The sequence below is a fragment of the Leucobacter sp. MMO-125 genome, from assembly GCF_037148395.1.
Taxonomy (GTDB): Bacteria; Actinomycetota; Actinomycetes; order Actinomycetales; family Microbacteriaceae; genus Leucobacter.
On record NZ_JBBCTL010000003.1, the window covers coordinates 80,126 to 100,848 of the forward strand.

Annotated in this window: 18 protein-coding genes; 7 read left to right on the forward strand and 11 right to left on the reverse strand. The window is 69.0% G+C overall.

Annotation, left to right across the window (positions count from 1 at the left end):
- Positions 1-30: 30 nt before the first annotated feature.
- The 5 genes from WFI54_RS08005 (at position 31) to WFI54_RS08025 (ending at position 5,099) form a co-directional block, all read left to right on the forward strand.
- Entirely contained in the window at positions 31-570 is a 540-nt protein-coding gene (locus tag WFI54_RS08005; protein ID WP_336652269.1) for a TetR/AcrR family transcriptional regulator, read from the forward strand.
- A gap of 223 nt (positions 571-793) precedes the next feature.
- Positions 794-1,942 (forward strand): tyramine oxidase subunit B, encoded by a 1,149-nt coding sequence (locus tag WFI54_RS08010; RefSeq protein WP_336652270.1) that lies wholly within the window; start codon positions 794-796, stop codon positions 1,940-1,942.
- Between the two features lie 68 nt (positions 1,943-2,010).
- Positions 2,011-3,177 carry an N-methyl-L-tryptophan oxidase gene (gene solA / locus WFI54_RS08015; RefSeq protein WP_336652271.1) on the forward strand — a complete coding sequence of 389 codons (1,167 nt, stop codon included), beginning with the start codon at positions 2,011-2,013 and terminating at the stop codon, positions 3,175-3,177.
- A gap of 81 nt (positions 3,178-3,258) precedes the next feature.
- Complete coding sequence (locus WFI54_RS08020) at positions 3,259-4,254, forward strand: ABC transporter ATP-binding protein (protein WP_336652272.1); 996 nt, start codon at positions 3,259-3,261, stop codon at positions 4,252-4,254.
- Positions 4,251-5,099: an ABC transporter permease gene (locus WFI54_RS08025; protein WP_336652273.1), complete on the forward strand. Its 849-nt coding sequence runs from the start codon at positions 4,251-4,253 to the stop codon at positions 5,097-5,099. Before WFI54_RS08020 ends, WFI54_RS08025 begins: the two co-directional genes overlap by 4 nt.
- A gap of 66 nt (positions 5,100-5,165) precedes the next feature.
- Here the strand turns inward: WFI54_RS08025 and WFI54_RS08030 are convergent, their stop codons facing one another.
- The 9 genes from WFI54_RS08030 to WFI54_RS08070 all read right to left on the reverse strand — a co-directional run bounded on the left by WFI54_RS08030 (position 5,166) and on the right by WFI54_RS08070 (position 14,982).
- Positions 5,166-5,852: a TrmH family RNA methyltransferase gene (locus tag WFI54_RS08030; protein ID WP_336652274.1), complete on the reverse strand. Its 687-nt coding sequence runs from the start codon at positions 5,850-5,852 to the stop codon at positions 5,166-5,168.
- 35 nt (positions 5,853-5,887) lie between these two features.
- On the reverse strand, positions 5,888-6,856 hold the full coding sequence (locus WFI54_RS08035) for an aldo/keto reductase (RefSeq protein WP_336652275.1): 969 nt from the start codon (positions 6,854-6,856) through the stop codon (positions 5,888-5,890).
- Positions 6,857-6,966: 110 nt separating this feature from the next.
- On the reverse strand, positions 6,967-7,983 hold the full coding sequence (locus WFI54_RS08040; protein WP_336652276.1) for a sugar phosphate isomerase/epimerase family protein: 1,017 nt from the start codon (positions 7,981-7,983) through the stop codon (positions 6,967-6,969).
- Positions 7,973-8,845 carry a sugar phosphate isomerase/epimerase family protein gene (locus WFI54_RS08045; protein WP_336652277.1) on the reverse strand — a complete coding sequence of 291 codons (873 nt, stop codon included), beginning with the start codon at positions 8,843-8,845 and terminating at the stop codon, positions 7,973-7,975. Before WFI54_RS08045 ends, WFI54_RS08040 begins: the two co-directional genes overlap by 11 nt.
- A 156-nt stretch (positions 8,846-9,001) precedes the next feature.
- Positions 9,002-10,207 (reverse strand): substrate-binding domain-containing protein, encoded by a 1,206-nt coding sequence (locus WFI54_RS08050; protein WP_336652278.1) that lies wholly within the window; start codon positions 10,205-10,207, stop codon positions 9,002-9,004.
- The gene (locus tag WFI54_RS08055; protein ID WP_336652279.1) at positions 10,204-11,319 is read right to left on the reverse strand and encodes an ABC transporter permease; all 1,116 of its coding nucleotides are present in this window, start codon (positions 11,317-11,319) and stop codon (positions 10,204-10,206) included. Before WFI54_RS08055 ends, WFI54_RS08050 begins: the two co-directional genes overlap by 4 nt.
- Positions 11,316-12,362, reverse strand: coding sequence for an ABC transporter permease (locus WFI54_RS08060; protein WP_336652280.1), 1,047 nt, complete (start codon positions 12,360-12,362; stop codon positions 11,316-11,318). Before WFI54_RS08060 ends, WFI54_RS08055 begins: the two co-directional genes overlap by 4 nt.
- The gene (locus WFI54_RS08065; protein ID WP_336652281.1) at positions 12,362-13,885 is read right to left on the reverse strand and encodes a sugar ABC transporter ATP-binding protein; all 1,524 of its coding nucleotides are present in this window, start codon (positions 13,883-13,885) and stop codon (positions 12,362-12,364) included. The genes WFI54_RS08060 and WFI54_RS08065 overlap by 1 nt, the downstream gene beginning before the upstream one ends.
- A complete protein-coding gene (locus WFI54_RS08070) occupies positions 13,882-14,982 on the reverse strand; it encodes a Gfo/Idh/MocA family protein (protein WP_336652282.1) in 1,101 nt (366 codons plus the stop codon). Before WFI54_RS08070 ends, WFI54_RS08065 begins: the two co-directional genes overlap by 4 nt.
- A gap of 94 nt (positions 14,983-15,076) precedes the next feature.
- On the opposite strand from WFI54_RS08070, the gene WFI54_RS08075 reads away from it, so the two are divergent.
- Entirely contained in the window at positions 15,077-16,264 is a 1,188-nt protein-coding gene (locus WFI54_RS08075) for an ROK family transcriptional regulator (protein WP_024357297.1), read from the forward strand.
- 37 nt (positions 16,265-16,301) lie between these two features.
- Here the strand turns inward: WFI54_RS08075 and WFI54_RS08080 are convergent, their stop codons facing one another.
- Positions 16,302-17,234: an aldo/keto reductase gene (locus WFI54_RS08080; protein WP_336652283.1), complete on the reverse strand. Its 933-nt coding sequence runs from the start codon at positions 17,232-17,234 to the stop codon at positions 16,302-16,304.
- Between the two features lie 159 nt (positions 17,235-17,393).
- On the reverse strand, positions 17,394-19,649 hold the full coding sequence (locus tag WFI54_RS08085) for an ATP-dependent Clp protease ATP-binding subunit (protein ID WP_336652284.1): 2,256 nt from the start codon (positions 19,647-19,649) through the stop codon (positions 17,394-17,396).
- A 262-nt stretch (positions 19,650-19,911) separates the two neighbouring features.
- Between WFI54_RS08085 and ddaH the strand changes: the two genes are divergently transcribed.
- Positions 19,912-20,682, forward strand: coding sequence for a dimethylargininase (gene ddaH, locus WFI54_RS08090; protein ID WP_336652285.1), 771 nt, complete (start codon positions 19,912-19,914; stop codon positions 20,680-20,682).
- Positions 20,683-20,723: the final 41 nt, after the last annotated feature.

A 20,723-nucleotide genomic window follows, 5' to 3' on the forward strand; every position in this document is an offset into this window, starting at 1 on the left:
GCGGCGCGGCCGTTCGCTACGCTCGTGAGCATGAAAGATGTCTCCGGGCGCTCGGCGCTGTTGCGTGCCACGGTCGTGGTCGTTGCCGAGGGCGGGCTGCGCGCGCTGACCTATCGGGCTGTCGCCGCCGAGGCCGGAGTGTCGCACGGGCTGGTGCGGCACCATTTCGGCACGCGGGATCAGCTCATCGCCGAGGCCATGGAGTATGCCATCGATGAGAGCCTGCGCGGTTCGAACATGCTGAGTAGCGGGCTCACCGCGCAGGAGTTCGCCGACGGTATCGAATCTCTTGCGGATCGCGAGGCCGGCATCCAATCGTTCCAGTACGAGCTGCTGCTGGAATCGCGGCGGCGGCCCGAATTGCGTCCACTCGCTGAGCGGCATTTCCAGGCGTATCGCGAGGCGATCTCTCGGCAGCTGCACCGCATCGGGGTCGACGATCCGGAGCTCACCGAGCTGATCTGGTTCGCACTCGACGGCATCGTGTTCAAACAGCTTGTCGCCCCTGAAGATCCTGCGCCTGCAGTGCGGCGGATCCGCGCCCTCATCGAAGCGAACATCACGGCCTAAGCCCCGCTCAACCGCACCGCCGCACCGGCGCAGCGGCCGGCGCAGCGGCACCGATCGACGTGTGAGCACCTCGGTTGCGCGCAGGCCGGTGCCTGAGCGTCGATCGGTGCTCGAACGCACCATTCAGCGCCGCCAGGCACATCCCGAATCGCCCAAAGTCGACGCTTGACTATCCAATTGGATAGTTCTATGCTGACGCTACCGACCGAAGGGACACACCGTCGTGCCTGACACCCAGAACGCACCCGACACCACCATCGAGTTCCTCTACCTGAGCGAACCCGACATGATCGCCGCCGGCGTCACCGACATGGCCGCCTGCGTCGACACCATGAGCGAAATGCTCGTGGAATTCAAGCGCGGCGACTACCGCATGGCAGGCGTCGAAAACGACCTGCACGGCGCGCAGATCTACTTCCCCCAGGAATCGCCCTTCGAGGGCATGCCGCTCGACGGGCCCGACCGCCGCTTCATGGCGATGCCCGCCTACCTCGGAGGCAGCTTCCAGACCGCCGGCTGCAAGTGGTACGGCTCCAACGTGGAAAATCGCAAGATCGGCCTGCCCCGCTCGATCCTCATGTTCACGCTCAACGACAAAGACACCGGAGCACCCCTCGCCCACATGTCGGCGAACCTGCTGAGCGCCTACCGCACTGGCGCCATCCCCGGCGTCGGAGCCCGCTACCTCGCTCGCGAAGACGCGAAAGTCGTCGGCATCGCCGGCCCCGGCCCCATGAACCGCACCTCGCTCGAAGCGCTCGTCGCCGTGCGCCCCGGCATCGACACCGTGCAGGTGTTCGGTCGCAGCCAGGGCAGCATCGACGCCTACATCGCCTGGGTGCGCGAGAACTTCCCCGGTATCACCACCATCGTGCAGGTCGACTCACTGCAGGGCGCAGTCGAGGGCGCCGATATCGTGAGCATCGCGATCCCCAGCCCCTCCGGCGTCGAGCACTATCCTTACGTCGCCAACGAATGGGTGAAGCCCGGCGCACTCGTGCTCTGCTCGGCCCACCTCGCCCTCGAAGAGAGCCTCGTGCAGCGCGCCCGCCACGTCGCCGACGCCCGCAGCATCTACGAAGCCTGGGGTGCCGAGCTTCCGGGCAATGCCCACGACACCGTCGGCATCTGGGGCATGGCCCTCGTCGATCGCGTGCGCGACGGCCGCATGACCCCCGAGCAGTTCGAAGACCTCGGCGAGATCATCGAGGGCGACACCCCGGGCCGCACGAGTGACGACGAGGTCTTCATCTACTCAGTGGGCGGTATGCCCGTCGAAGACGTCGCCTGGGCGACGCGCGTCTACCGCAACGCCGTCGAGCGCGGCATCGGCACGAAGCTGAAGCTCTGGGACAAGCCAGCCCTGGCCTGACCCACCGAGCCCACCCCAGCACAGCATCACGCCTCGCCTGTCGGGGCGGCACAATGAAAGAGGATCGAATGGATCTGCAAAAGACCGATGTGGTCGTCGTCGGCGCCGGTGCCGTCGGCGCGATGGCGCTCTGGCAGCTGAGCAAGCGCGACGGCCTCGACGTCGTGGGTATCGAGCAGTACGGCCGGGTGCACTCGCACGGCTCATACGCCGGCGAGACGCGCGTGTTTCGCACTGCGGTGCACGAGGGCGGCACCTATGTGAAGATGATCCAGCGCTCGCGCGAACTGTGGCGCGAACTCGAGGCCGAGTCCGGCCGCGACATCTATTACGAGGTGGGCTGCCTGTCGATCGCACCCGCCGGCTTCCCCGATCTCGAGGTCGCCATGGCCAATGTGCGCGAGTTCGACATTCCCCACCGGGTCCTCTCGAACGAGGAGCTGCGCACCGAATACCCGCAGCACCTCGTGAACGACGACGATATCGCCCTACTCGACGAGCACGGCGGCGGGCTGCGCCCCGAGGTGGCCGTGATGAGCGCGCTTGATCTCGCCGAGCAGAACGGCGCACGGCTCTTCTTCAACACCCCCGTGATCGATATCGAGGAGCGCGCCGACGGCGTCGTCGTGCGCACCACGCAGGGTGCCTGGCTCGCCGACACCGTGGTGATCGCATCGGGCTCGTGGTCGACGCGCCTGCGCCCGCAGCTGCACGAACTGCTGCGCCTGCAGGTGCTGGGGCTTACCTGGTTCATGCCGAAGGATCCCGAGGCGTTCGTGCCCGCGAAGTTCCCGGCCTTCCTGCGCGACGCGGGCGCTGTGCACTTTTTCGGCGCACCGAGCTTCGACGGCTACGCCTTCAAGGCGTGCACCAACCCCGAGTGGCCGGTGTTCCGCGACGTCTCCGAGGTGCCGACGCATCACACCCGGGAGGAGCTGATCCGCATCGGGCAGCGCGCCGCCGAGCTCTTCGACGGCGTCAACCCCGAGCCGGTGCGCGAGAGCGTGCATCACTGCGCTTATACGCCCGACCGCCTGCCCGTGGTCGACCGCACGGATCGTGTCGTCACCATCACGGGCCTCTCGGGGCATGGTTTCAAGTTCTCGCCCCAGCTCGGCGAGTGGGCCGCGCAGTTGGTGCAGGGCGAGGACAACACGGTGGATCCGCGCTTCGCGCTCGCCGAGCACATGCAGCGCCTCGCCGAGCTCGGCCCCTACACCGGCGGCGGGCACTAACTCACGCCCGGTCACCGCTCCACTGGCGCCAATAGTTCTATTTCATATAGAGTTATTGGCGCCAGTGACGAGAGGGGATCCATGATCCAGCAGGCCACACCCGTAGAGGTCACGCACCTCTCGAAACGCTTCGGCAGCGTGCAGGCAGTGCACGATCTCAGCTTCACCGCCCAGCCGGGCCGCGTCACCGGCTTCCTCGGCCCGAACGGCTCGGGCAAGACCACCACCCTCGGCATGGTGCTCGGGCTGCTGCACCCCGATTCCGGCACGGCCACCATCGGCGGCACGCCCTACACCGAGCTCGACCACCCGGCGCTCACCGTGGGATCCGCCCTTTCCGCCAGCTTCCATCCCGCCCACACCGGTCGCGCCCACCTTGACATCGTGCGCCGCGCCATCGGGGTGCCGGCCTCGCGCGTCGATGACACACTCGCGCTCGTCGGCCTCGAAGCCGCCGCCGCCCGCAAAACTGGCACCTACTCCCTCGGCATGCGCCAGCGGCTCGCCCTCGCAGCGGCGCTGCTGGGCGACCCCCAGGTGCTCCTCCTCGACGAGCCCATCAACGGCCTCGACCCCGAGGGGATCCGCTGGATCCGCCTCTTCCTGCGACACCTCGCGAGCGAGGGAAAAACCGTGCTGCTGTCGTCGCACCTGCTGAGCGAGGTGCAACAAACCGTCGACGACGTCGTGGTGATCCGCCGCGGCGAGCTCGCCTTCGCGGGCACCCTCGCCGAACTGCAGCAGGGCGACGGCGAGCGCACCGTGCTCGTCTCGGCCGCAGACCGCCCGGGACTCGCCCACGCGCTACAACAGGCGGGTGCGCAGGTGCACGGGGTGCGGGGCGAGACCATGCGGGTGAGCGGCATCGAGCCGGCCACTGTCGGCGAGATCGCCCTGGGGGCCGGCATCGCGCTCTCCCACCTCAGTGTCGAGGAGAGCGAGCTTGAGCAGAGCTTCCTCGATCTCATTGATGGCGGATCAGCGAACCAGGCAGCCGGCCCTGCGTCGACCGCCTCTGCAAGCTCCCCGACTCACGCGCCATCCTCGGCCGCACCCACGGAAGGAGGTGCGCGATGAGCGACTCGCGCGTCATCCGCAGCCTCTCCTCCGAGTGGCGCAAGGTACGTTCCACCAAGCTGTGGTGGATCCTCGCGATCGTGATCGCGGCCTACTCCGCGTTCATCGCCTCGATGTTCGCGTTCATGTTCAGCGCGATGGGCGATATGCTCACGGGCTCAGCGGCCGGTGCTCCGCAGTTGCCTGCGCAAGACACCGCCAATATGGTCTATTCCTCCGTGTCGGCGTTCGGCTACGTGGTGCCGCTGCTGCTCGGCGCGGTCATGGCCACTGGCGAGTTGCGGCACCGCACACTGGGGCTCACTTTCACGCTCGAACCGCGCCGCGGCCTCGTGTTGCTGAGCAAGACCGCTGTGCTGATCGTCTTCGGGGTGCTGCTCGGCGCCGCCGGTCTCCTCGGTGCCGTGGGCGCCGGGGCGGCCGTGACTGCCGCAACGGGCGGCGACCCGATGCTCGGGTCTGGCGAAACCTGGGCTGTGATCGCGCGCGTGCTCGCGGCCCTCGGCATCTGGGCCGTCATCGGATTCGGGATCGGCGTGCTCGTGCGCAACCAGGCCATAGCGATCGTGATCGCGCTCGTCTTCACCCAGTTCGTCGAACCGCTGCTGCGCACGGGAGCGCAGTTCTGGGATTGGAGCGCGCAGATCGCGAAGTTCTTACCCGGGGCCGCGACGGATGCGTTCGTCGGTGCCAGCGTGATGAACAATCTGTCGTCGCTCGACCCGTCAGTGCCGCAAGGCGCGAACGGGCTCGGCATATGGGCCGGGTTCGCCGTGCTGCTCGCCTACGCGGTGGCGGCCGTGGTGGCTGGCTGGCTGCTGCGCTGGCGGCGCGACGTGGCCTAAGGCTCCGCGATCCGCACCCTCGCTCACCGCAGTTCACGGCGTGCGCGGGCGCGGGCAGGCGGGGCCTCAGCGCGGACGCAGGGAGGAGTGCTGGCCCACCCAGGAGTACATGGCGATCGCGGCCGCAGCGCTCGCGTTGATCGACCGGGTCGAACCGTACTGGGTGATCTCCACGACAGCCTCGGCCGCGGCGATCGCCTCGGCAGTGAGCCCAGGCCCCTCCTGCCCGAACAGCATCACGCAGCGCTCGGGCCAGTCGAACGTCTCCATCGGCACGCAGCCGGGCACATTGTCGATCGCGATGATCGGCATCCCCTCCTCGCGCGCCCACTCGACGAGCGCCGCCACGTCGGGTCGGTGCACCACGTGCTGGTAGCGATCCGTGACCATCGCACCCCGCTTGTTCCAACGGCGTCGGCCCACAATGTGCACGGTGTCAGCGGCGAACGCATTGGCGCTGCGCACGATCGAACCGATGTTCATATCGTGCTGCCAATTTTCGATCGCCACATGGAACGGGTGCCGGTGCTCGTCGAGATCGGCCACGATCGCCGACATGCGCCAGTAGCGGTAGCGGTCGATCACGTTGCGGGTGTCGCCGTGCTCGAGCAGCTCAGGGTCGAAATGATCCTCGGTAGGCCACGCATCGCGGCCGCCGGGCCAGGGCCCGACGCCGGCAGTGGTGCGTTCGGGGTGCGGATCCGCCGCGGTGTCGGGGGTGCTGGGCTGATCGGGATCCGAATGCTGACTCACCGCACCATTCTCCCACCCACGCCGCCCGACCGGCCTCAGCCCACCCCGCCGGCAGCAGCGGTGAGCCGACCCAGCTCCGCATCGCTGAGTTCGAGTGTGAGCGAGGCGAGAAGCGCCGCCAGCTGCTCGGTGGTGCGCGCGCTCGCAATCGGTGCCGCCACCGTAGGCTGGGCGCGCAGCCACGCGAGCGACACCGCCGCCACCGGCGCATCGTGCGCCGCAGCGACCTCGTCGAGCGCCGCGAGCACGGCCCGCCCCTGATCGTCGAGGTAGGAGATCGCATCGCCGGCGCGCGGGCTCGCCCCCGGCACTGCCGCATCAGCGGTGTCGCGGTACTTTCCGGCGAGGAAGCCCTTCGCGAGCGAGAAATAGGGGAACACCGCGAGACCCTCGCGCTCGGCAGCGTCGCGCAGGCCGTTCGTCTCGAACTCGCGCTCCACGAGGTTGTAGTGCGGTTGCAGGGCCACGGGCAGGTGGTAGCCGCCCTCGCGGGCGATGCGGAACCACTCGGTCACCCGCTCGGCCGAGTAGTTGGAGACGCCGATCGCACGCACCTTGCCGGCGTCGACGAGCGCGGAGAACGCCTCGACCGTCTGCTCGAGTGGGGTGTCGGCGTCATCGAAGTGCGCGTAGTAAAGGTCGATGCTGTCGGTCTGCAGGCGACGCAAGGAGGCATCGGCGGCGGCGCGCACGGTCTCGGCGGCGAGGCCCTGGAACTGCGGATGCGTCGACACTTTGGTGGCGAGCACTACCGCGTCACGATTACCGCGGGCCGCGACCCACTCCCCGATGATGGTCTCGGACTCGCCGCCACTGTTGCCAGGCGCCCAGTGCGAATATCCGTCTGCAGTATCGATGAAGTCGCCGCCGCCCGCAAGAAACGCGTCGAGCACATCGAAGGAGGTCGCCTGGTCGGCCGTCCACCCGAAGACGTTGCCGCCGAGCGCGAGCGCGGAGATCTCGATGTCGGACGAGCCGATGCGGGTGCGAGCGGGTGCGGTCATGGCGAGGTCTCCTTCGATCGGTGCACCTCCGACGCTAGCAGCGGGGCCTCGGCCCGGCCAGCAGATGACGGCGTGCGACGCCGAGCGATGATCGCGTCGCTCGGCGAGCGCTACTGGTTGGAGAAGGCCGAGTCGAATGCGGCCTCAGGGCGCTTCCAGAGCAGCGAGCGGATGCGCCCGACAGCTTCGGCGGCGCCGTGCAGGCGATCCATACCCGCGTCCTCCCACTCGATCGAGATCGGGCCGGCGTAGCCGATCGACGCGAGTGCCCGGAACCCGTCCTCCCAGTGCGTGTCGCCGTGCCCGGTGGAGACGAAGTCCCAGCCGCGACGCGGGTCGCCCCACGGCAGATGGGACCCGAGGATGCCCGAGCGCCCAGTGGGCGGCCGCAGCCGCGTGTCCTTGCAGTCGACGTGGCAGATGCGGTCGGCGAAGTCGACGATGAAACCGATCGGGTCGATGCCCTGCCACACGAGATGGCTCGGATCCCAGTTGATGCCGAACGCGTGCCGGTGGTCGATCGCTTCGATCGCGCGCACTGTCGTCCAGTAGTCGTAGGCGATCTCGGAGGGGTGCACCTCGTGCGCGTACCGCACCCCCTCGGAGTCGAAGACGTCGAGGATCGGGTTCCACCGCCGCGCGAAGTCCTCGTAGCCCTCGTCGATGACCTCGGCCGGCACGGGCGGGAACATCGCCACGTAGGGCCAGATCTTCGACCCGGTGAAGCCCGTCACGACATCCGCGCCGAGCTTGCGGGCGACGCGGGCGGCGCGCTGCATGTCCTCGGCTGCGCGCTGCCGCACCCCCTCAGGGTCGCCGTCGCCCCACACGTAGGGGCGCACGATCGCCTGATGCCGGAAATCGATGGGGTCGTCGCAGACGGCCTGCCCGGCGAGGTGGTTGGAGATCGCCCACACGCGCAGGCCGTGACGGTCGAGGATCTCGAGCCGCGACCGCAGGTAGACGTCGTCTTCGTCGGCGCGGGCCAGGTCGAGGTGGTCGCCGGAGGCGGCGATCTCGAGCCCGTCGTAGCCCCATTCCGCCGCCAGCCGGGCCACCTCCTCGAAGGGCAGGTCAGCCCACTGGCCGGTGAACAGGGTGACGGGGTGCGATGCCTCATGCGTCATTGCGGGGGCTCCTTCGCTGCTGCAGCTCGGTGAGGAAATCAAAGGTGATGCGGGCGAGCTCGTGCTGGCTCTCGGCGAGAGGGCGCCAGATCGACGCCGCCGTGGCGATGGTGTCGTTGTCGCCGGTGAAGCTCTCGAGCGTGAGGGGCCCGGCGTAGCCGACGTCGTCGAGGGCGTCGAGGATCGCGGGCCAGTCGGTGTGGTCAGGGCCGGCGGGCCCGCGATCGTTGCCGGAGACTTGCATCACGGCGAGGTGGGATCCGGCGGCGCGGATCGCAGCCGCCGGCGAGCGCTCTTCGATATTGAGGTGGTAGGCGTCGAGGGCGAGCCCGACGCCCGATCCGAGCAGCGGCTCCAGGGCGTCGAGCGCCTGAGTGACCGTGTTGACGAGGCTCGTCTCGTAGCGGTTGAGCGGCTCGATGGCGAGCGTCACGCCGCGCTCGGCGGCGTAGTCGGCGACGGGCCGCAGCGCTTCGCGCAGCGTCTCGACCGCGACCGCGCGCTCACCGGCGCTCATGCGCCAGACGCGGCCCGTGCGGGCGGTGAAGGGGCCCGCGACGGTGGGCGATCCGACCGCGACCGCCGCATCGACGCAGTGCCGCAGATAGTGCTGAGTGCCCTCGCGCAGCGCGTCGTCGAGCAGGTCTCGGCCCTCGCCCATCGCGCCGACCACCCGCGCGCCCATGTCGAGCGCGGCGAGTCGCTCGGCGGCGAGCGCCGGCGACCAGTCGCCGGGCGACTCGACGGGCAGTTCGAGCAGTTCATAGCCGATCCCCCGAGCTTCCCGGGCGATGCTAACGAGGGAAGCATCGTCGAGGGGCGAGGCCCACACCCAGGTGTTGACTCCGAGCTGTCGCCGCATATCGTTCCTCCTTGCCCGAGCTGCTCATGCCGGCCTTTTGTCCAGCGGGTGCAGGTCTCTCGGAGACGTATCAAGGTTCGCGTGGCGCGTCAGCGACACGCGGGGGTCCCTTGCCGGAGTCTCCGAGAGGCCTGCTCCCGCGGGCTAACGCATGGCCTAGGGGATGACCCGATCCTGCCAGACCTGCGGGTAGCCCGGCAGATCCTCGCCGCCGAACTTCGCGTAGTGGCCGTCGGGCATGCCCTCGTTGCGCTTCAGGTAGTCGTCGAGCTCTTCCGCGGTAATGGGGCTCTGCGGCAGCACCCACTCGGTCGGCACCTGCTCACCGGCGAAGATCTTCTCCATCGCGAGCAGCGGGGTGCGCCACTGGAAGTTGGAGTAGACGGGGGCGAGGCCGGTGAGGCCCGTGTCCTTCCACTTGCGCAGGAAGCTCAGCTCGTCCTCGCCGGTCATCACCGGGTAGGGCTTGCCGGCGTCCTCGAAGGCTTCGATCGCCGCGACTGCGCCGTCGCCGGCATCCATCCAGATGCCCTGCACGTCGCCCTTCGCGAGCTCGTCGGAGATGATCTTCTTGATCTCGGCGGGGTCGGCGCCGGTGAAGTAGTCGACCGCTTCGATGCCGGCCTCGTCGAACAGCTTGTCGGCCGCGGCCCAGCGCTGCTCGAGCACGTCGACGCCGGGCAGGATGCGCAGCGCGACGACCTTGTCGCCCTTCTCGAGGTTGTCGATCAGGAACTCGGCGGTGTCGATGCCCCAGGCGAAGCCGCCGATCGGGTGGATGAACGTGACGGCGCAGTCGGTCTGGACGCCGCGGTCGAAGACCACGACGGGCTTGCCGGTCGCGCAGGCGCGCTCCACGGCGGGTGTCATCGCGGCCGTGGAGTTCGGCGAGATGATGAAGCCGTCGCAGTTGCCCTCGGCGATGAAGTAGTCGATATCGGCGATCTGGGTGTCGTCGCTGTCCTTCGCGTCACGCGTCTCCATCTCGGAGAACGCGCCCGACTCCTGCAGCACCTTCAGCTGCTCGTTCATCGTGATCCAGCCGGTCTGCCGCCACGGGTTCGAGATCGAGGCGTTCGCGAAGCACAGCTTCTTCGCCCCCTCGGACGCGTACTCCGCGGTATCGCGCATCTCGGCGTTGATGGTCTGCAGGTACGGCTGCTCGGCGGGCCCTTCGGGCACGACCGAGCGCTCGGCGTTCTGCTTGTCGAAGAGCTCCTGGTCGAACCACTCGGCCGACGAGGTCTCCTCGCTGGTCTCTTCCGCCGGGGTCTTCACCGATGGATCGGTGGTGCACCCCGCCAGCAGGATCAGCGATGCCGCGCCGACGAGGCTCGCCGTAATGCTCAGCGATCGTTTCATGATCGATTCTCCTTCGTGTGTGCGCCCCGCGCGGCGACGGTGCCCGCGGGATCGGGTGACGGGGTGCTCCCCGTCGGTTCCGGCCCGGTCGTGACCCGGGGAGGTTCGTCGGCGCCGCGGCGCCTGCGAGCGCCGAACGCGACGCCCGAGTAGGCGACTGCGGCGATGATGATGGCACCCTGGATGGCGTCGCGCATGGTGGACGGCACCGAGGTGAAGTTGAGCAGGGTGAAGAGCGTCTCGAGGGCGAAGGCGCCGGCGAGGGCGCCCCACACGGATCCTCGGCCGCCGCCGAGCACGACGCCGCCGAGCACCACCGCGGTGATGGCGGTGAACTCGTAGCCCCGGCCGACCGATGGGTGCACGCCGGCGTAGCCGACGAGCAGCACGCCTGCGACGGTGGCGGAGAGCGACGAGATGACGAAGGCGATGGTCTTCGTGCGCCACACGGACGCTCCGGCGAAGAGGCCCGCTGCGGGGTTGTCGCCGATCGCGATGAGGGTGCGCCCGAACGGTCGCCGGGACAGCCAGGCCGCGAGCGCCAGCACGGCGGCGAGCACCACCACGGCCCAGGGCAGCATGCCGATGATGGGCAGCCCTTCGATGCCGCCGCGGCCCACCTGCCGGAACGAGTCGGCGGGGTTCCCGGTGGCGGCGCCGCCGGTCCACCACATGACGCCTCCGTAGAGGGCGAGCATCATGCCGAGGGTCACGATGAACGACGGCACTCTGAGCAGCGTGGTGACGAGGCCGTTCACGATGCCCACGACCGTGCCGAGCACGACGAGCAGCAGCAGCACGGGCAGCGCCTTCGAGTCGTCCTGTCCGATGAGGGTGCCCGCGAGCACCACCTGGGTGGTGACGAGCGACCCCTGCGAGAGGTCGAATTCACCGCTCACGATCACGAAGTACTGGCCGATCGCCACGATCGCGATCGGCGCCACCCGCTGGATGTAGCGTACGAACTGTCCGGGCTCGGCGAAGGCGGGGTTGAGCACGGCGACGGTGACGAGCAGCACGACGAGCAGCAGGTAGACGGCGCCGCGCGGGCTGACGAGCGTGCGGGCGATGCCGGTGATCCCGGCCGCGGATGCGGACTGCGCGGCGTTCATCGCGCACCTCCCTCGGTCATCGCGTCGATGGTCTCGGGAGGCGCGGCGTCGGCCCCCGAGCGGGTGAAGCGCTCGCGGCGGGCCACGAGCCGGCGCCGCGAGTACACGGCCACGGCGATCACGATGACCGCGCCGCGCACCACGTCCTTCAGGAACGGGGTGACCTGCAGCACGCTCATGAGGTTGTCGATCACGGCGAAGATGGCGACGCCGCCGATTGTGCCCCAGATCGAGCCGCGTCCGCCCGCGAGCAGTGTGCCGCCCAGCACGACCGCGGCGATCGAAAGCAGGTCGTAACCGCCCTGCACGCCCACGGTGGGGCTGCCGACGCCGAGTCGGCTCGCGAGCAGCAGGCCTGCGATCCCCGCGAACACCGAGCAGATGACGTGCGCCCAGATGAGGGGCCGCCGCGTGCGCACGCCGGAGAGGCGCGCGACCTCGGCGTTGCCGCCGACCGCGAAGAGGTGGTGCCCGAAGCTGCTGCGGGCGAGCAGGAACGCGACGGCGCCGGCGAGCGCGAGCATCACGATCGTCGAGACCGGCACCGGCCCGATGCCGGTCGCGCCGAAGAGCTGGAAGGCCCACGGCACCGATCCGGCGGTCCCCTTGTAATTGGTGTCGAGATAGCCCTTGAGGATCAGCCCGACCCCGAGCGTGGTGACGAAGCCGTGCACCTTGAGGAAGGTGACGATGAACCCGTTCGCGAGCCCGATCAGCGCGGCGACCCCGAGCGCGAGCAGCACGCCGGGCACGATCATGCCGGGCTGGCCGTTCATGGTCTGGGCGGCGATGAGGCTGGTGAGGCTCACCACGTAGGGCACGGAGAGGTCGAGGGAGCCGCCGAGGATCACGAGCGTCTGCCCGATCGCGACGAAGCCGAGCACGCTCATGCCCGTGAGGATGTCGCGGATGCTGCCCGGGCTGAAGAGGTTGCGGCCGACGGTGGCGACCAGCACGGCGCTCAGGGCGAGCACCGCGATCAGCGCGATGAAGACGATCACGGTCGTGTCGAGCCCTTGCAGGCGTGCTTTCAGCGCGGCCATCACTGCTCTCCCCCGCCGTCGGTGGTGGTTCCGGGTGCGGCGCCCGTCGCGAGCGCGAGCACGGTCTCCTCAGCGGATCCCGGGGGCAGTTCGCCCGCGATCCGGCCGTCGCGCATCACGAGGATGCGGTCGGCCATGCCGATCACCTCGGGCAGTTCGCTCGACACGAAGAGGATCGCGACGCCCCGCTTGGCGAGATCGCGGATGAGCTGGTAGACCGCGATCTTCGCGCCCACGTCGATACCGCGGGTGGGCTCGTCGAGCAGCACCACGCGGGGCGAGGTCGCGAGCCACTTCGCGAGCACCACTTTCTGCTGGTTGCCGCCGGAGAGCGCCTGCACCTCCTGCCCGAGGCCCTGGCTCACGAGTTCGAGCGCGGTGAAGATGCCCGGGACCTCGGCGCGCTTGGCGCGGGTGCGGCCGGGGAAGACGCAGCGGATCGCGAGAAGCGCGTTGTCGAGGATCGACTGGTGCAGGGCGAGTCCGCTGCGCTTACGATCCTCGGTGACGAGCGCGATGCCCCGCCGCACCGCCTGGCGCGGACGGCGAATGGTCGTCGCGGCGCCCGCGATCCGCAGCTCCCCGCGAGTGAACGGCGCGGCGCCGAAGATCGCCTCGACGAGCTCGGTGCGGCCCGAGCCCTGCAGCCCGGAGACGCCGACGACCTCCCCGGCGCGCAGTTCGAGGTCGATGCCTTCGAGCTGCGGGTTGCCGCCGCCCCGCACCGACACGAGGGCGTCGCCGAGTTCGGTGCCGGGCTCGGGGTCCGGGAAGTAGGCGCTGATGGGCCGCCCCACCATGCGCCGCACGAGGGTGGCCTGGTCGAGTTCGGCGGCCGGGCCGCTCGACACGAGCGCCCCGTCCTTCATAACGGTGATGGTGTCGCAGAGGTCGAAGATCTCCTTCAGCCGGTGCGAGACGTAGAGGATCGCGACGCCGCGGTCGCGCAGACGGCGGATCACGCGGTACAGGATCGCCACTTCGTGGTCGGCGAGGGCGGCGGTGGGCTCGTCCATCGAGATGACCCGGGCGTCGATCGAGAGCGCCTTCACGATCTCGACGATCTGCTGCTCGGCGACGGTGAGCCCGCCGACGGCCGCGTCGGGCGAGATGCCGGCGATGCCGAGGTCGGCGAGCAGTTCCCGGGTCGCCCGGCGCATTGCAGCGGTGTCGACGACGCCGAAGCGGCGGGGTTCACGGCCGAGGAAGACGTTCTGCGCCACGGTGCGGTCGGCGAGCAGGTTGAACTCCTGAAACACCGTCGCGACGCCGGCCTTGGCGGCCTCGACGGGGTGCCCGAAGTCGACGCGCTCGCCGTCGAGGAGCACGTCGCCGCCGTCACGCCGGTGCACGCCCGCGATGATCTTCATGAGCGTCGACTTGCCGGCGCCGTTCTCGCCGACGAGGCCGTGCACGGTCCCCGGCACGAGGTCGAGGGAGACCCCGTGCAGCACCTCGACGCCGAAGAACTGCTTGCGCACGTCGACGGCTGAGAGCACTGGGGCGGGTCGGGTTGCGTTCACGCCTCGCTCACCTCCGCCCAGCCGCCGCTGCGCACCGATTCGAGCACCGCGTCGGTGACGACGGCGGCACGAGCACCGTCGTCGAAGGTGGGGACCCCGTCGCGGGTGTCGCCGGTGGCGAGCGCGTAGGCATCGGCGACGAATGCGTTGAACGCGTCCTGATAGCCCTGGGGGTGTCCCGCCGGGAGTTGCCCCAGGCGGGCCGCGGCGGCTGAGAGCGTGTCGGGATCGCGGCGCAGCAGCAGCGAGTGGCCGCGACGCCCCACCCACAGCCGTTCGGGGTCTTCCTGCTCGAAGCGCACGCTCTCGCGGGTGCCTGCGATCTCGAGCACGAGGCCGTTCTTGCGACCGGGCGCCACCTGCGAGACGAGGAGGGAACCGATGCCGCCGCCCGCGAGTTCGACGGTGAGTGCGACCGCGTCTTCGGTGTCGACGGCCTGCCCGCCGCGTTCGGCGTGCACGGTGCGTGAGGTCGCCACGAGCCGGGTGATGCGGTCGCCGCTCACGAACTCGACGAGGTCGACGAGGTGGGATCCGATGTCGGCGAAGGCTCGCGAGGGGCCGCCGGAGTCGGTGGTGACGCGCCAGTTCTCGTCTTGCGCGTCGAGCAGCCAGTCTTGCAGGTACTGGCCGGATACGGTCAGCACGGTACCGGTCTCGCCGGTGGCGATGCGGGCGCGCGCCTCGCGCACCATAGGGTGGTAGCGGTAGACGAAGGGCACGGCACCGATGCGGCCCGCGGCGCGCGCCTCCGCGGCGAGTTCGCGGGCTTCGGCGGCGGTCGTGGCGAGGGGCTTCTCGCAGATCACGTGCGAGCCGGCTCGCAGGGCGGATCGGGTGTAGCCGAGGTGGCTGCGGTTGGGGGTGCAGACGTGCACGAACGGCAGGCCTGCCGCGAGCAGTTCGTCGGGGGCGAGGGCTTGTTCGTAGCCGAGCTGGGCCGCGGCACTCGCCGCACGCTCGGGCGTCGATGAGGCGATCGCGGCGAGCCGGGCGCCGGCCGTGCGGGCGGCCAGCGTGTGGGTGCGCGCCATGAATCCCGCTCCGAGCATGCCGATGCTCGGAGGGTGCGGCGCGGAGCCTGTCTGCGGTGACATGCTCTCATTGTGCTGGCACCTCACCCACTTTTGTCAATTCTTTTTCATAAGTAACCAAACTGTTACCAGCTTTCGCCTGTGCTTTACTGAAAGGGTGGCTCTCTCCTCTCCTTCTCACACTCCCGTCATCTCGACGGCCGGCGGCCTGCTGCAGCTGCTGCGAGACGGCGAACCGCGCACCCGTGCGAAGCTCGCGCAGATCACCGGCCTCTCCCGACCCACGGTCACGCAGCGTATCGACCAGCTGCTCGACCTCGGCCTCATCGCGTCCGTCCACGACGCCGCCTCGACCGGCGGCCGGCCCTCCGCGCAGATCGCGTTCAACCCGCGAGCCCGCGTGGTGCTCGCGGCCGACCTCGGCGCCCTCCACGCCCGCGTCGCGGTGACCGACCTCGACGGCGAACTCCTCGCCGAGGCCTCCTCTCCGAGAGACATCGCCGACGGTCCCGAAGCGGCGATCGAGTGGATCCTGGACTCCGCCGAGCAGCTGCTGCCGACCCTCGGATACGGCCCCGATCAGGTGGCCGGCATCGGGATCGGCGTGCCCGGCCCCGTCGAGTTCTCCACCGGCCGGCCCATCAACCCGCCCATCATGCCCGGTTGGGACCGCTTCGACATTCCCTCCGCGATCCGCGCCCGCATCGACGCCCCCGTGCTGGTCGACAACGACGTCAACATCATGGCGCTGGGCGAGCTCAGCACTTCGTGGCCCGGAGTGACCGACTTGATCTTCGTGAAGGTGGCGAGCGGCATCGGCGCCGGCGTCATCTCCGGCGGCACCCTCCGCCGAGGCGCCAACGGCGCCGCCGGGGACATCGGGCACGTCGCACTGGCCCGCGCCGCCGACGCCCCGTGCCCCTGCGGCAACCGCGGCTGCCTCGAAGCCGTCGCGTCTGGCCGCGCGCTCGCGCACGCGCTCAGCACGCCCGAGGCGCGCTACCACCGCCCGAGCGAGGTGGTCGCCCTCGCGAAGAGCGGAGACGTCACCGCGATCCAGGCGATCCGGCAGGCCGGCCGCGACATCGGCGAGGTGCTGACCGCCTGCGTGAGCCTCATGAACCCGTCGACCATCGTGATCGGCGGCACCATGGCTCAGGCCGCGGAGCACCTGGTCGCCGGTGTGCGCGAGGTGGTCTACGCCCGCTCGATCCCGCTCTCCACCGAGCACCTCACGATCGCCCCTTCGCGCGCGGCGGGCAACGCCGCGATCTACGGCGCAGCTCAGCTCGCCATCGACGCCGCGCTCTCACCAGAACGGATCACCGCCGCGCTCGGCGGCTGAACCCCGAAGCGGCGGCGAGCACCTCAACGGCGGCGGTCTACGGCACGGTGTAGCCGGCGGCGCGCACCAGTTCGTACCACTCGGCGCGTGTCAGCCGCACCTCGGAGCCGAGCGCAGCAGCAGCCACACGCTCGGGCGAGGTCGTGCCGAGCACCACCTGCATGCGCGCGGGATGCCTGGTGATCCACGCCACCGCGATCGCCTCCGGCGGCACCCTGCGATCCGCAGCAATCCGGTCGATCACGGCGTTCAGCTCGGGGTACCGCTCGGACCCGAGGAAGGGGCCATCGAAAAAGCCAGCTTGGAAGGGCGACCACGCCTGCACCGTGATGTCGTGCAGGCGGCAGTAGTCGAGCACGCCGTCATCGCGCGACACCGACTGCGGCAGGCCCTGCATGTTGGCGGCCAGACCCTGCGCCACCATCGGCGCGTGCGTGATCGAGAGCTGCATCTGATTGGCCACGATCGGCTGACGCACATACCTGCGCAGCAACTCGATCTGCCGGGGCGTGTGATTCGACACCCCGAAGGTGCGCACCTTGCCTGCGGCTTCGAGTTCGTCGAAGGCCCGAGCGACCTCCTCCGGCTCGACCAGGGCGTCCGGGCGGTGCAGCAACAGCAGATCGAGGTAATCGGTGCCGAGGGCGTCGAGCGAGCCGTGCACCGTCGCCATGATGTGCTCGTAGGAATGGTCGAAGTAGGGGCCCTGCGGCACGATCCCGGCCTTTGACTGGATCACCCAGCGCTCCCGCTCAGACGACGAAAACTTGATTGCCTCGCCGAAACGACGCTCACAGCCGTGCAGGCCGTCTCCGTAGATATCGGCGTGGTCGAGCACGGTGATGCCGGCATCGTCCGCAGCGCTCACGAGCGCGCGCAGCTGCTGGTCGCCCAGGTGCTGGATCCGCATCAGCCCGAGCACCACATCAGAGACGGCGAGCTCAGTGCCTGGCATGGTGAAGGTACGCATGGGGTCAGGCTACTCCGCCCCCGCTTCCTCTTCGCCCCGAACCCGGCCTGCGTTCAGGCCGTGGATCGCAACTCATGCTGAGCGTTTCAGCGTCAGCCTCAGTCTGTACTGCGATGCACGGCCTGAACTTCGCCCGAAGGGACAGGGGAAGCAGGGAGGCTAATCGAGGAGTTCGGCCTCGATCACATCGTCATCGCCAGAGCCGCCAGACCCACCAGGCCCGCCAGCCCCCGGCACGCCGCTCGACGGCACCGAGCCTGCGCTCTCAAGCGTGAGCGCGTCACCTCCGGCGGCCACGTCCACCCGCACCGCGTCACCGTCATGCACACTGCCAGAGAGGATCGCCCTCGCGAGCCTGTCGTCGATCTCATGCTGCATGAGCCTGCGCAGCGGGCGCGCACCGTAGATCGGGTCGTAGCCGCGCGACGCGAGCCACGCCCGCGCCTCGGGCGTGACGCCGAGGGTGAGCCTGCGATCGGCGAGCCGGGCCTGCAGCCTGTCGACCGAGAGATCAACGATATGCGCCAGATCAACCTCCGACAGCGGCCGGAAGATGACCATCTCATCGAGCCTGTTGATGAACTCGGGCTTGAACGCCCGGCGCACGGTCTCGCGCACCCCGAACTCCTTCTCGCTCCACGGCAGATCGGGGTCGATGAGGTACTGCGAGCCCAGGTTCGAAGTGAGGATCAGGATCACGTTGCGGAAGTCGACGGTGCGGCCCTGGCCGTCGGTCAGGCGACCGTCGTCGAGAACCTGCAGCAGCACGTCGAACACTTCGGGGTGCGCTTTTTCGACCTCGTCGAGCAGCACCACCGAGTAGGGGCGCCGGCGCACGGCTTCGGTGAGTTGACCGCCCTGCTCGTAGCCGACGTAGCCCGGAGGGGCGCCCACGAGGCGTGACACCGAGTGCTTTTCGCCGTACTCGGACATGTCGATGCGCACCATGGCGTGCTCGTCGTCGAAGAGGAACTCGGCGAGCGCTTTCGCGAGCTCGGTCTTGCCTACACCGGTGGGCCCCAGGAAGAGGAAGGAGCCGGTCGGACGATTGGGATCCGCGATTCCTGCCCGCGTGCGCCGCACCGCATCGGCGACCGCGCGCACCGCGTCCGTCTGCCCGACGAGGCGCTTGCCGAGTTCACTTTCGAGTGCGAGCAGCTTCTCCGTCTCGCCCTGCAGCAGACGGCCGACGGGGATGCCGGTCCAGGCAGCGACGACGCCCGCGATATCTTCGTCGGTGACTTGGTCGTTGACCATACGGGGCTCGCCGTCGATTTCGTCGGCGAGCTCGGCCTGCTCGGCTTCGGCGAGCTGCTTCTGAATGACGGGGATCTCGCCGTAGAGCAGCCGGGAGGCCCGTTCGAGGTTGCCTTCTCGCTGTGCGACCTGCGCTTGCATGCCGAGCTGATCAAGCTTCTCGCGCAGTTCGCCGACGCGGTTCAGGGAGGCTCGCTCGCGCTCCCAGCGCGCTTCGAGGCCGTCGAGTTCGCGCTGCTTCTGGGCAAGGTCGTCGCGCAGTTTCGTGAGGCGTTCCTTCGAGGCGGCGTCTTTCTCCTTCTTCAACGCGAGCTCTTCGAGGCGCATTCGGTCGACGGCGCGGCGCAGTTCGTCGATCTCCACAGGGGCCGAGTCGATTTCCATGCGCAGACGCGAGGCCGCCTCGTCGATCAGGTCGATCGCCTTGTCGGGCAGCTGCCGGGCCGTGATGTAGCGGTTCGAGAGGCTTGCAGCGGCGACGAGGGCGGAGTCGGCGATGGTCACTTTGTGGTGTGCCTCGTACCGTTCTTTGAGGCCGCGCAGGATCGCGATGGTGTCTTCGACGCTCGGCTCGCCGACGTAGACCTGCTGGAAGCGTCGTTCGAGGGCCGCATCTTTCTCGATGTACTCGCGGTATTCGTCGAGGGTGGTGGCACCGATAAGCCGCAGTTCGCCGCGGGCAAGCATGGGCTTGAGCATCTGGGAGGCCGCGACAGAGGATTCGCCGCCGCCTGCGCCCATGAGGGTGTGCAGTTCGTCGATGAAGGTGATGATCTTGCCGTCAGAGTCTTTGATCTCCTGCAGCACGGCTTTCATGCGCTCTTCGAACTCGCCTCGGTATTTCGCCCCGGCAATGAGCGCGGAGATATCGAGGGAGATGAGTTCTTTGTCTTTGAGCGATTCGGCAACATCGCCGGCGACGATGCGCTGGGCGAGGCCTTCGACGACGGCGGTTTTACCGACGCCTGGTTCGCCGATGAGCACGGGGTTGTTTTTCGTGCGGCGGGTGAGCACTTGGCTCACGCGGCGGATTTCGCTGTCGCGGCCGATGACCGGATCGAGCTTGCCCGAGCGGGCGACTTCCGTGAGGTTGACGCCGAACTGCTCGAGGGCGGACTGCCCTTCTTCGCCCTGGGCGGGCTGCCAGTTTGCTTGCATCTGGATCCCTTCTGGTTCAGCAGGCTGCGGCGACCCGATCCGGGCAGCCACAAACTTGAGTGATTATGACTCAAGTTTACTTGAGGGTGCGACATTCCGCTAGGGATTGCGGCGGATCGCTTTCGTCCCCTACCCGCCACGGCCTGCGCAATCCGGCCCCGCCCGGCGAAAAGAGCCAGGCGACAGAGCCGGCTCACGCAGGGCGTCACCCGCGACCGCTAGCCTTGTGAGAGATTCGCCCCAACCTCGGAGGAGCCCACCCATGTCGAAGATCGCCCTCGTGCGCCAGCCCAGCAGCCTGCTCGACGACGGAATCGTCGACCACATCGAGAAGGTCGCCGTCGATCTTGACACGGCGCGCGAGCAGTGGCGGGGCTACGTCGCCGCGCTGCAGCAGCACGGCTGGCAGACCGTCGAGGTCGATCCCGCCGACGACTGCCCCGACTCCGTCTTCATTGAAGACACTGTGGTGATGTTCCGCAACGTGGCCGTGATCTCGCGCCCCGGTGCCGACAGCCGCAAGCCCGAAACCGCCGGCACCCGACGCGCCCTCGAAGCGCTCGGCTGCCCCGTTGTCGAGATTCAGGCACCAGGCACCCTCGACGGCGGCGATGTGCTGAAGGTCGACGACACCGTCTACGTAGGTCGCGGCGGCCGTACCAATGCCGAGGGCATCGCGCAGCTGCGTCGCATCCTCGCCCCGCTCGGCGGCAGGGTCGTGGCCGTGCCAGTCACGAAGGTGCTGCACCTGAAGACCGCCGTCACCGCCCTCCCCGATGGCACCGTGATCGGTTACCCCGATTTCGTCGACAACCCCGGCATCTTCCCCGCCTTCCTGCCCGTGCCCGAACCGCACGGCACCGCGGTGGTCTGCCTCAGCGACTCCGAACTGCTCATCTCGGCGTCGGCACCGCAGACCGCGGCGATGCTGCGCGATCTCGGCTACTCCGTGACCGAAGTCGCCATCACCGAGTACGAGAAGCTCGAGGGCTGCCCCACCTGCCTGTCGGTGCGGGTGCGCTGCCTCGACTAGGGGCGGTCGGCGGCCCCGGGCAGGGGCCGCTTCTCACCCGC

What these genes read in the sequence shown, in the direction of transcription:
- WFI54_RS08005 (WP_336652269.1), top strand. Translation starts at nt 31, where the DNA reads ATGAAAGATGTCTCCGGGCGCTCGGCGCTGTTGCGTGCCACGGTCGTG.
- solA (WP_336652271.1), top strand. Translation starts at nt 2,011, where the DNA reads ATGGATCTGCAAAAGACCGATGTGGTCGTCGTCGGCGCCGGTGCCGTC.
- WFI54_RS08020 (WP_336652272.1), top strand. Translation starts at nt 3,259, where the DNA reads ATGATCCAGCAGGCCACACCCGTAGAGGTCACGCACCTCTCGAAACGC.
- WFI54_RS08025 (WP_336652273.1), top strand. Translation starts at nt 4,251, where the DNA reads ATGAGCGACTCGCGCGTCATCCGCAGCCTCTCCTCCGAGTGGCGCAAG.
- WFI54_RS08035 (WP_336652275.1), bottom strand. Translation starts at nt 6,856, where the DNA reads ATGACCGCACCCGCTCGCACCCGCATCGGCTCGTCCGACATCGAGATC.
- WFI54_RS08040 (WP_336652276.1), bottom strand. Translation starts at nt 7,983, where the DNA reads ATGACGCATGAGGCATCGCACCCCGTCACCCTGTTCACCGGCCAGTGG.
- WFI54_RS08045 (WP_336652277.1), bottom strand. Translation starts at nt 8,845, where the DNA reads ATGCGGCGACAGCTCGGAGTCAACACCTGGGTGTGGGCCTCGCCCCTC.
- WFI54_RS08050 (WP_336652278.1), bottom strand. Translation starts at nt 10,207, where the DNA reads ATGAAACGATCGCTGAGCATTACGGCGAGCCTCGTCGGCGCGGCATCG.
- WFI54_RS08055 (WP_336652279.1), bottom strand. Translation starts at nt 11,319, where the DNA reads ATGAACGCCGCGCAGTCCGCATCCGCGGCCGGGATCACCGGCATCGCC.
- WFI54_RS08060 (WP_336652280.1), bottom strand. Translation starts at nt 12,362, where the DNA reads ATGGCCGCGCTGAAAGCACGCCTGCAAGGGCTCGACACGACCGTGATC.
- WFI54_RS08070 (WP_336652282.1), bottom strand. Translation starts at nt 14,982, where the DNA reads ATGTCACCGCAGACAGGCTCCGCGCCGCACCCTCCGAGCATCGGCATG.
- WFI54_RS08080 (WP_336652283.1), bottom strand. Translation starts at nt 17,234, where the DNA reads ATGCGTACCTTCACCATGCCAGGCACTGAGCTCGCCGTCTCTGATGTG.
- WFI54_RS08085 (WP_336652284.1), bottom strand. Translation starts at nt 19,649, where the DNA reads ATGCAAGCAAACTGGCAGCCCGCCCAGGGCGAAGAAGGGCAGTCCGCC.
- ddaH (WP_336652285.1), top strand. Translation starts at nt 19,912, where the DNA reads ATGTCGAAGATCGCCCTCGTGCGCCAGCCCAGCAGCCTGCTCGACGAC.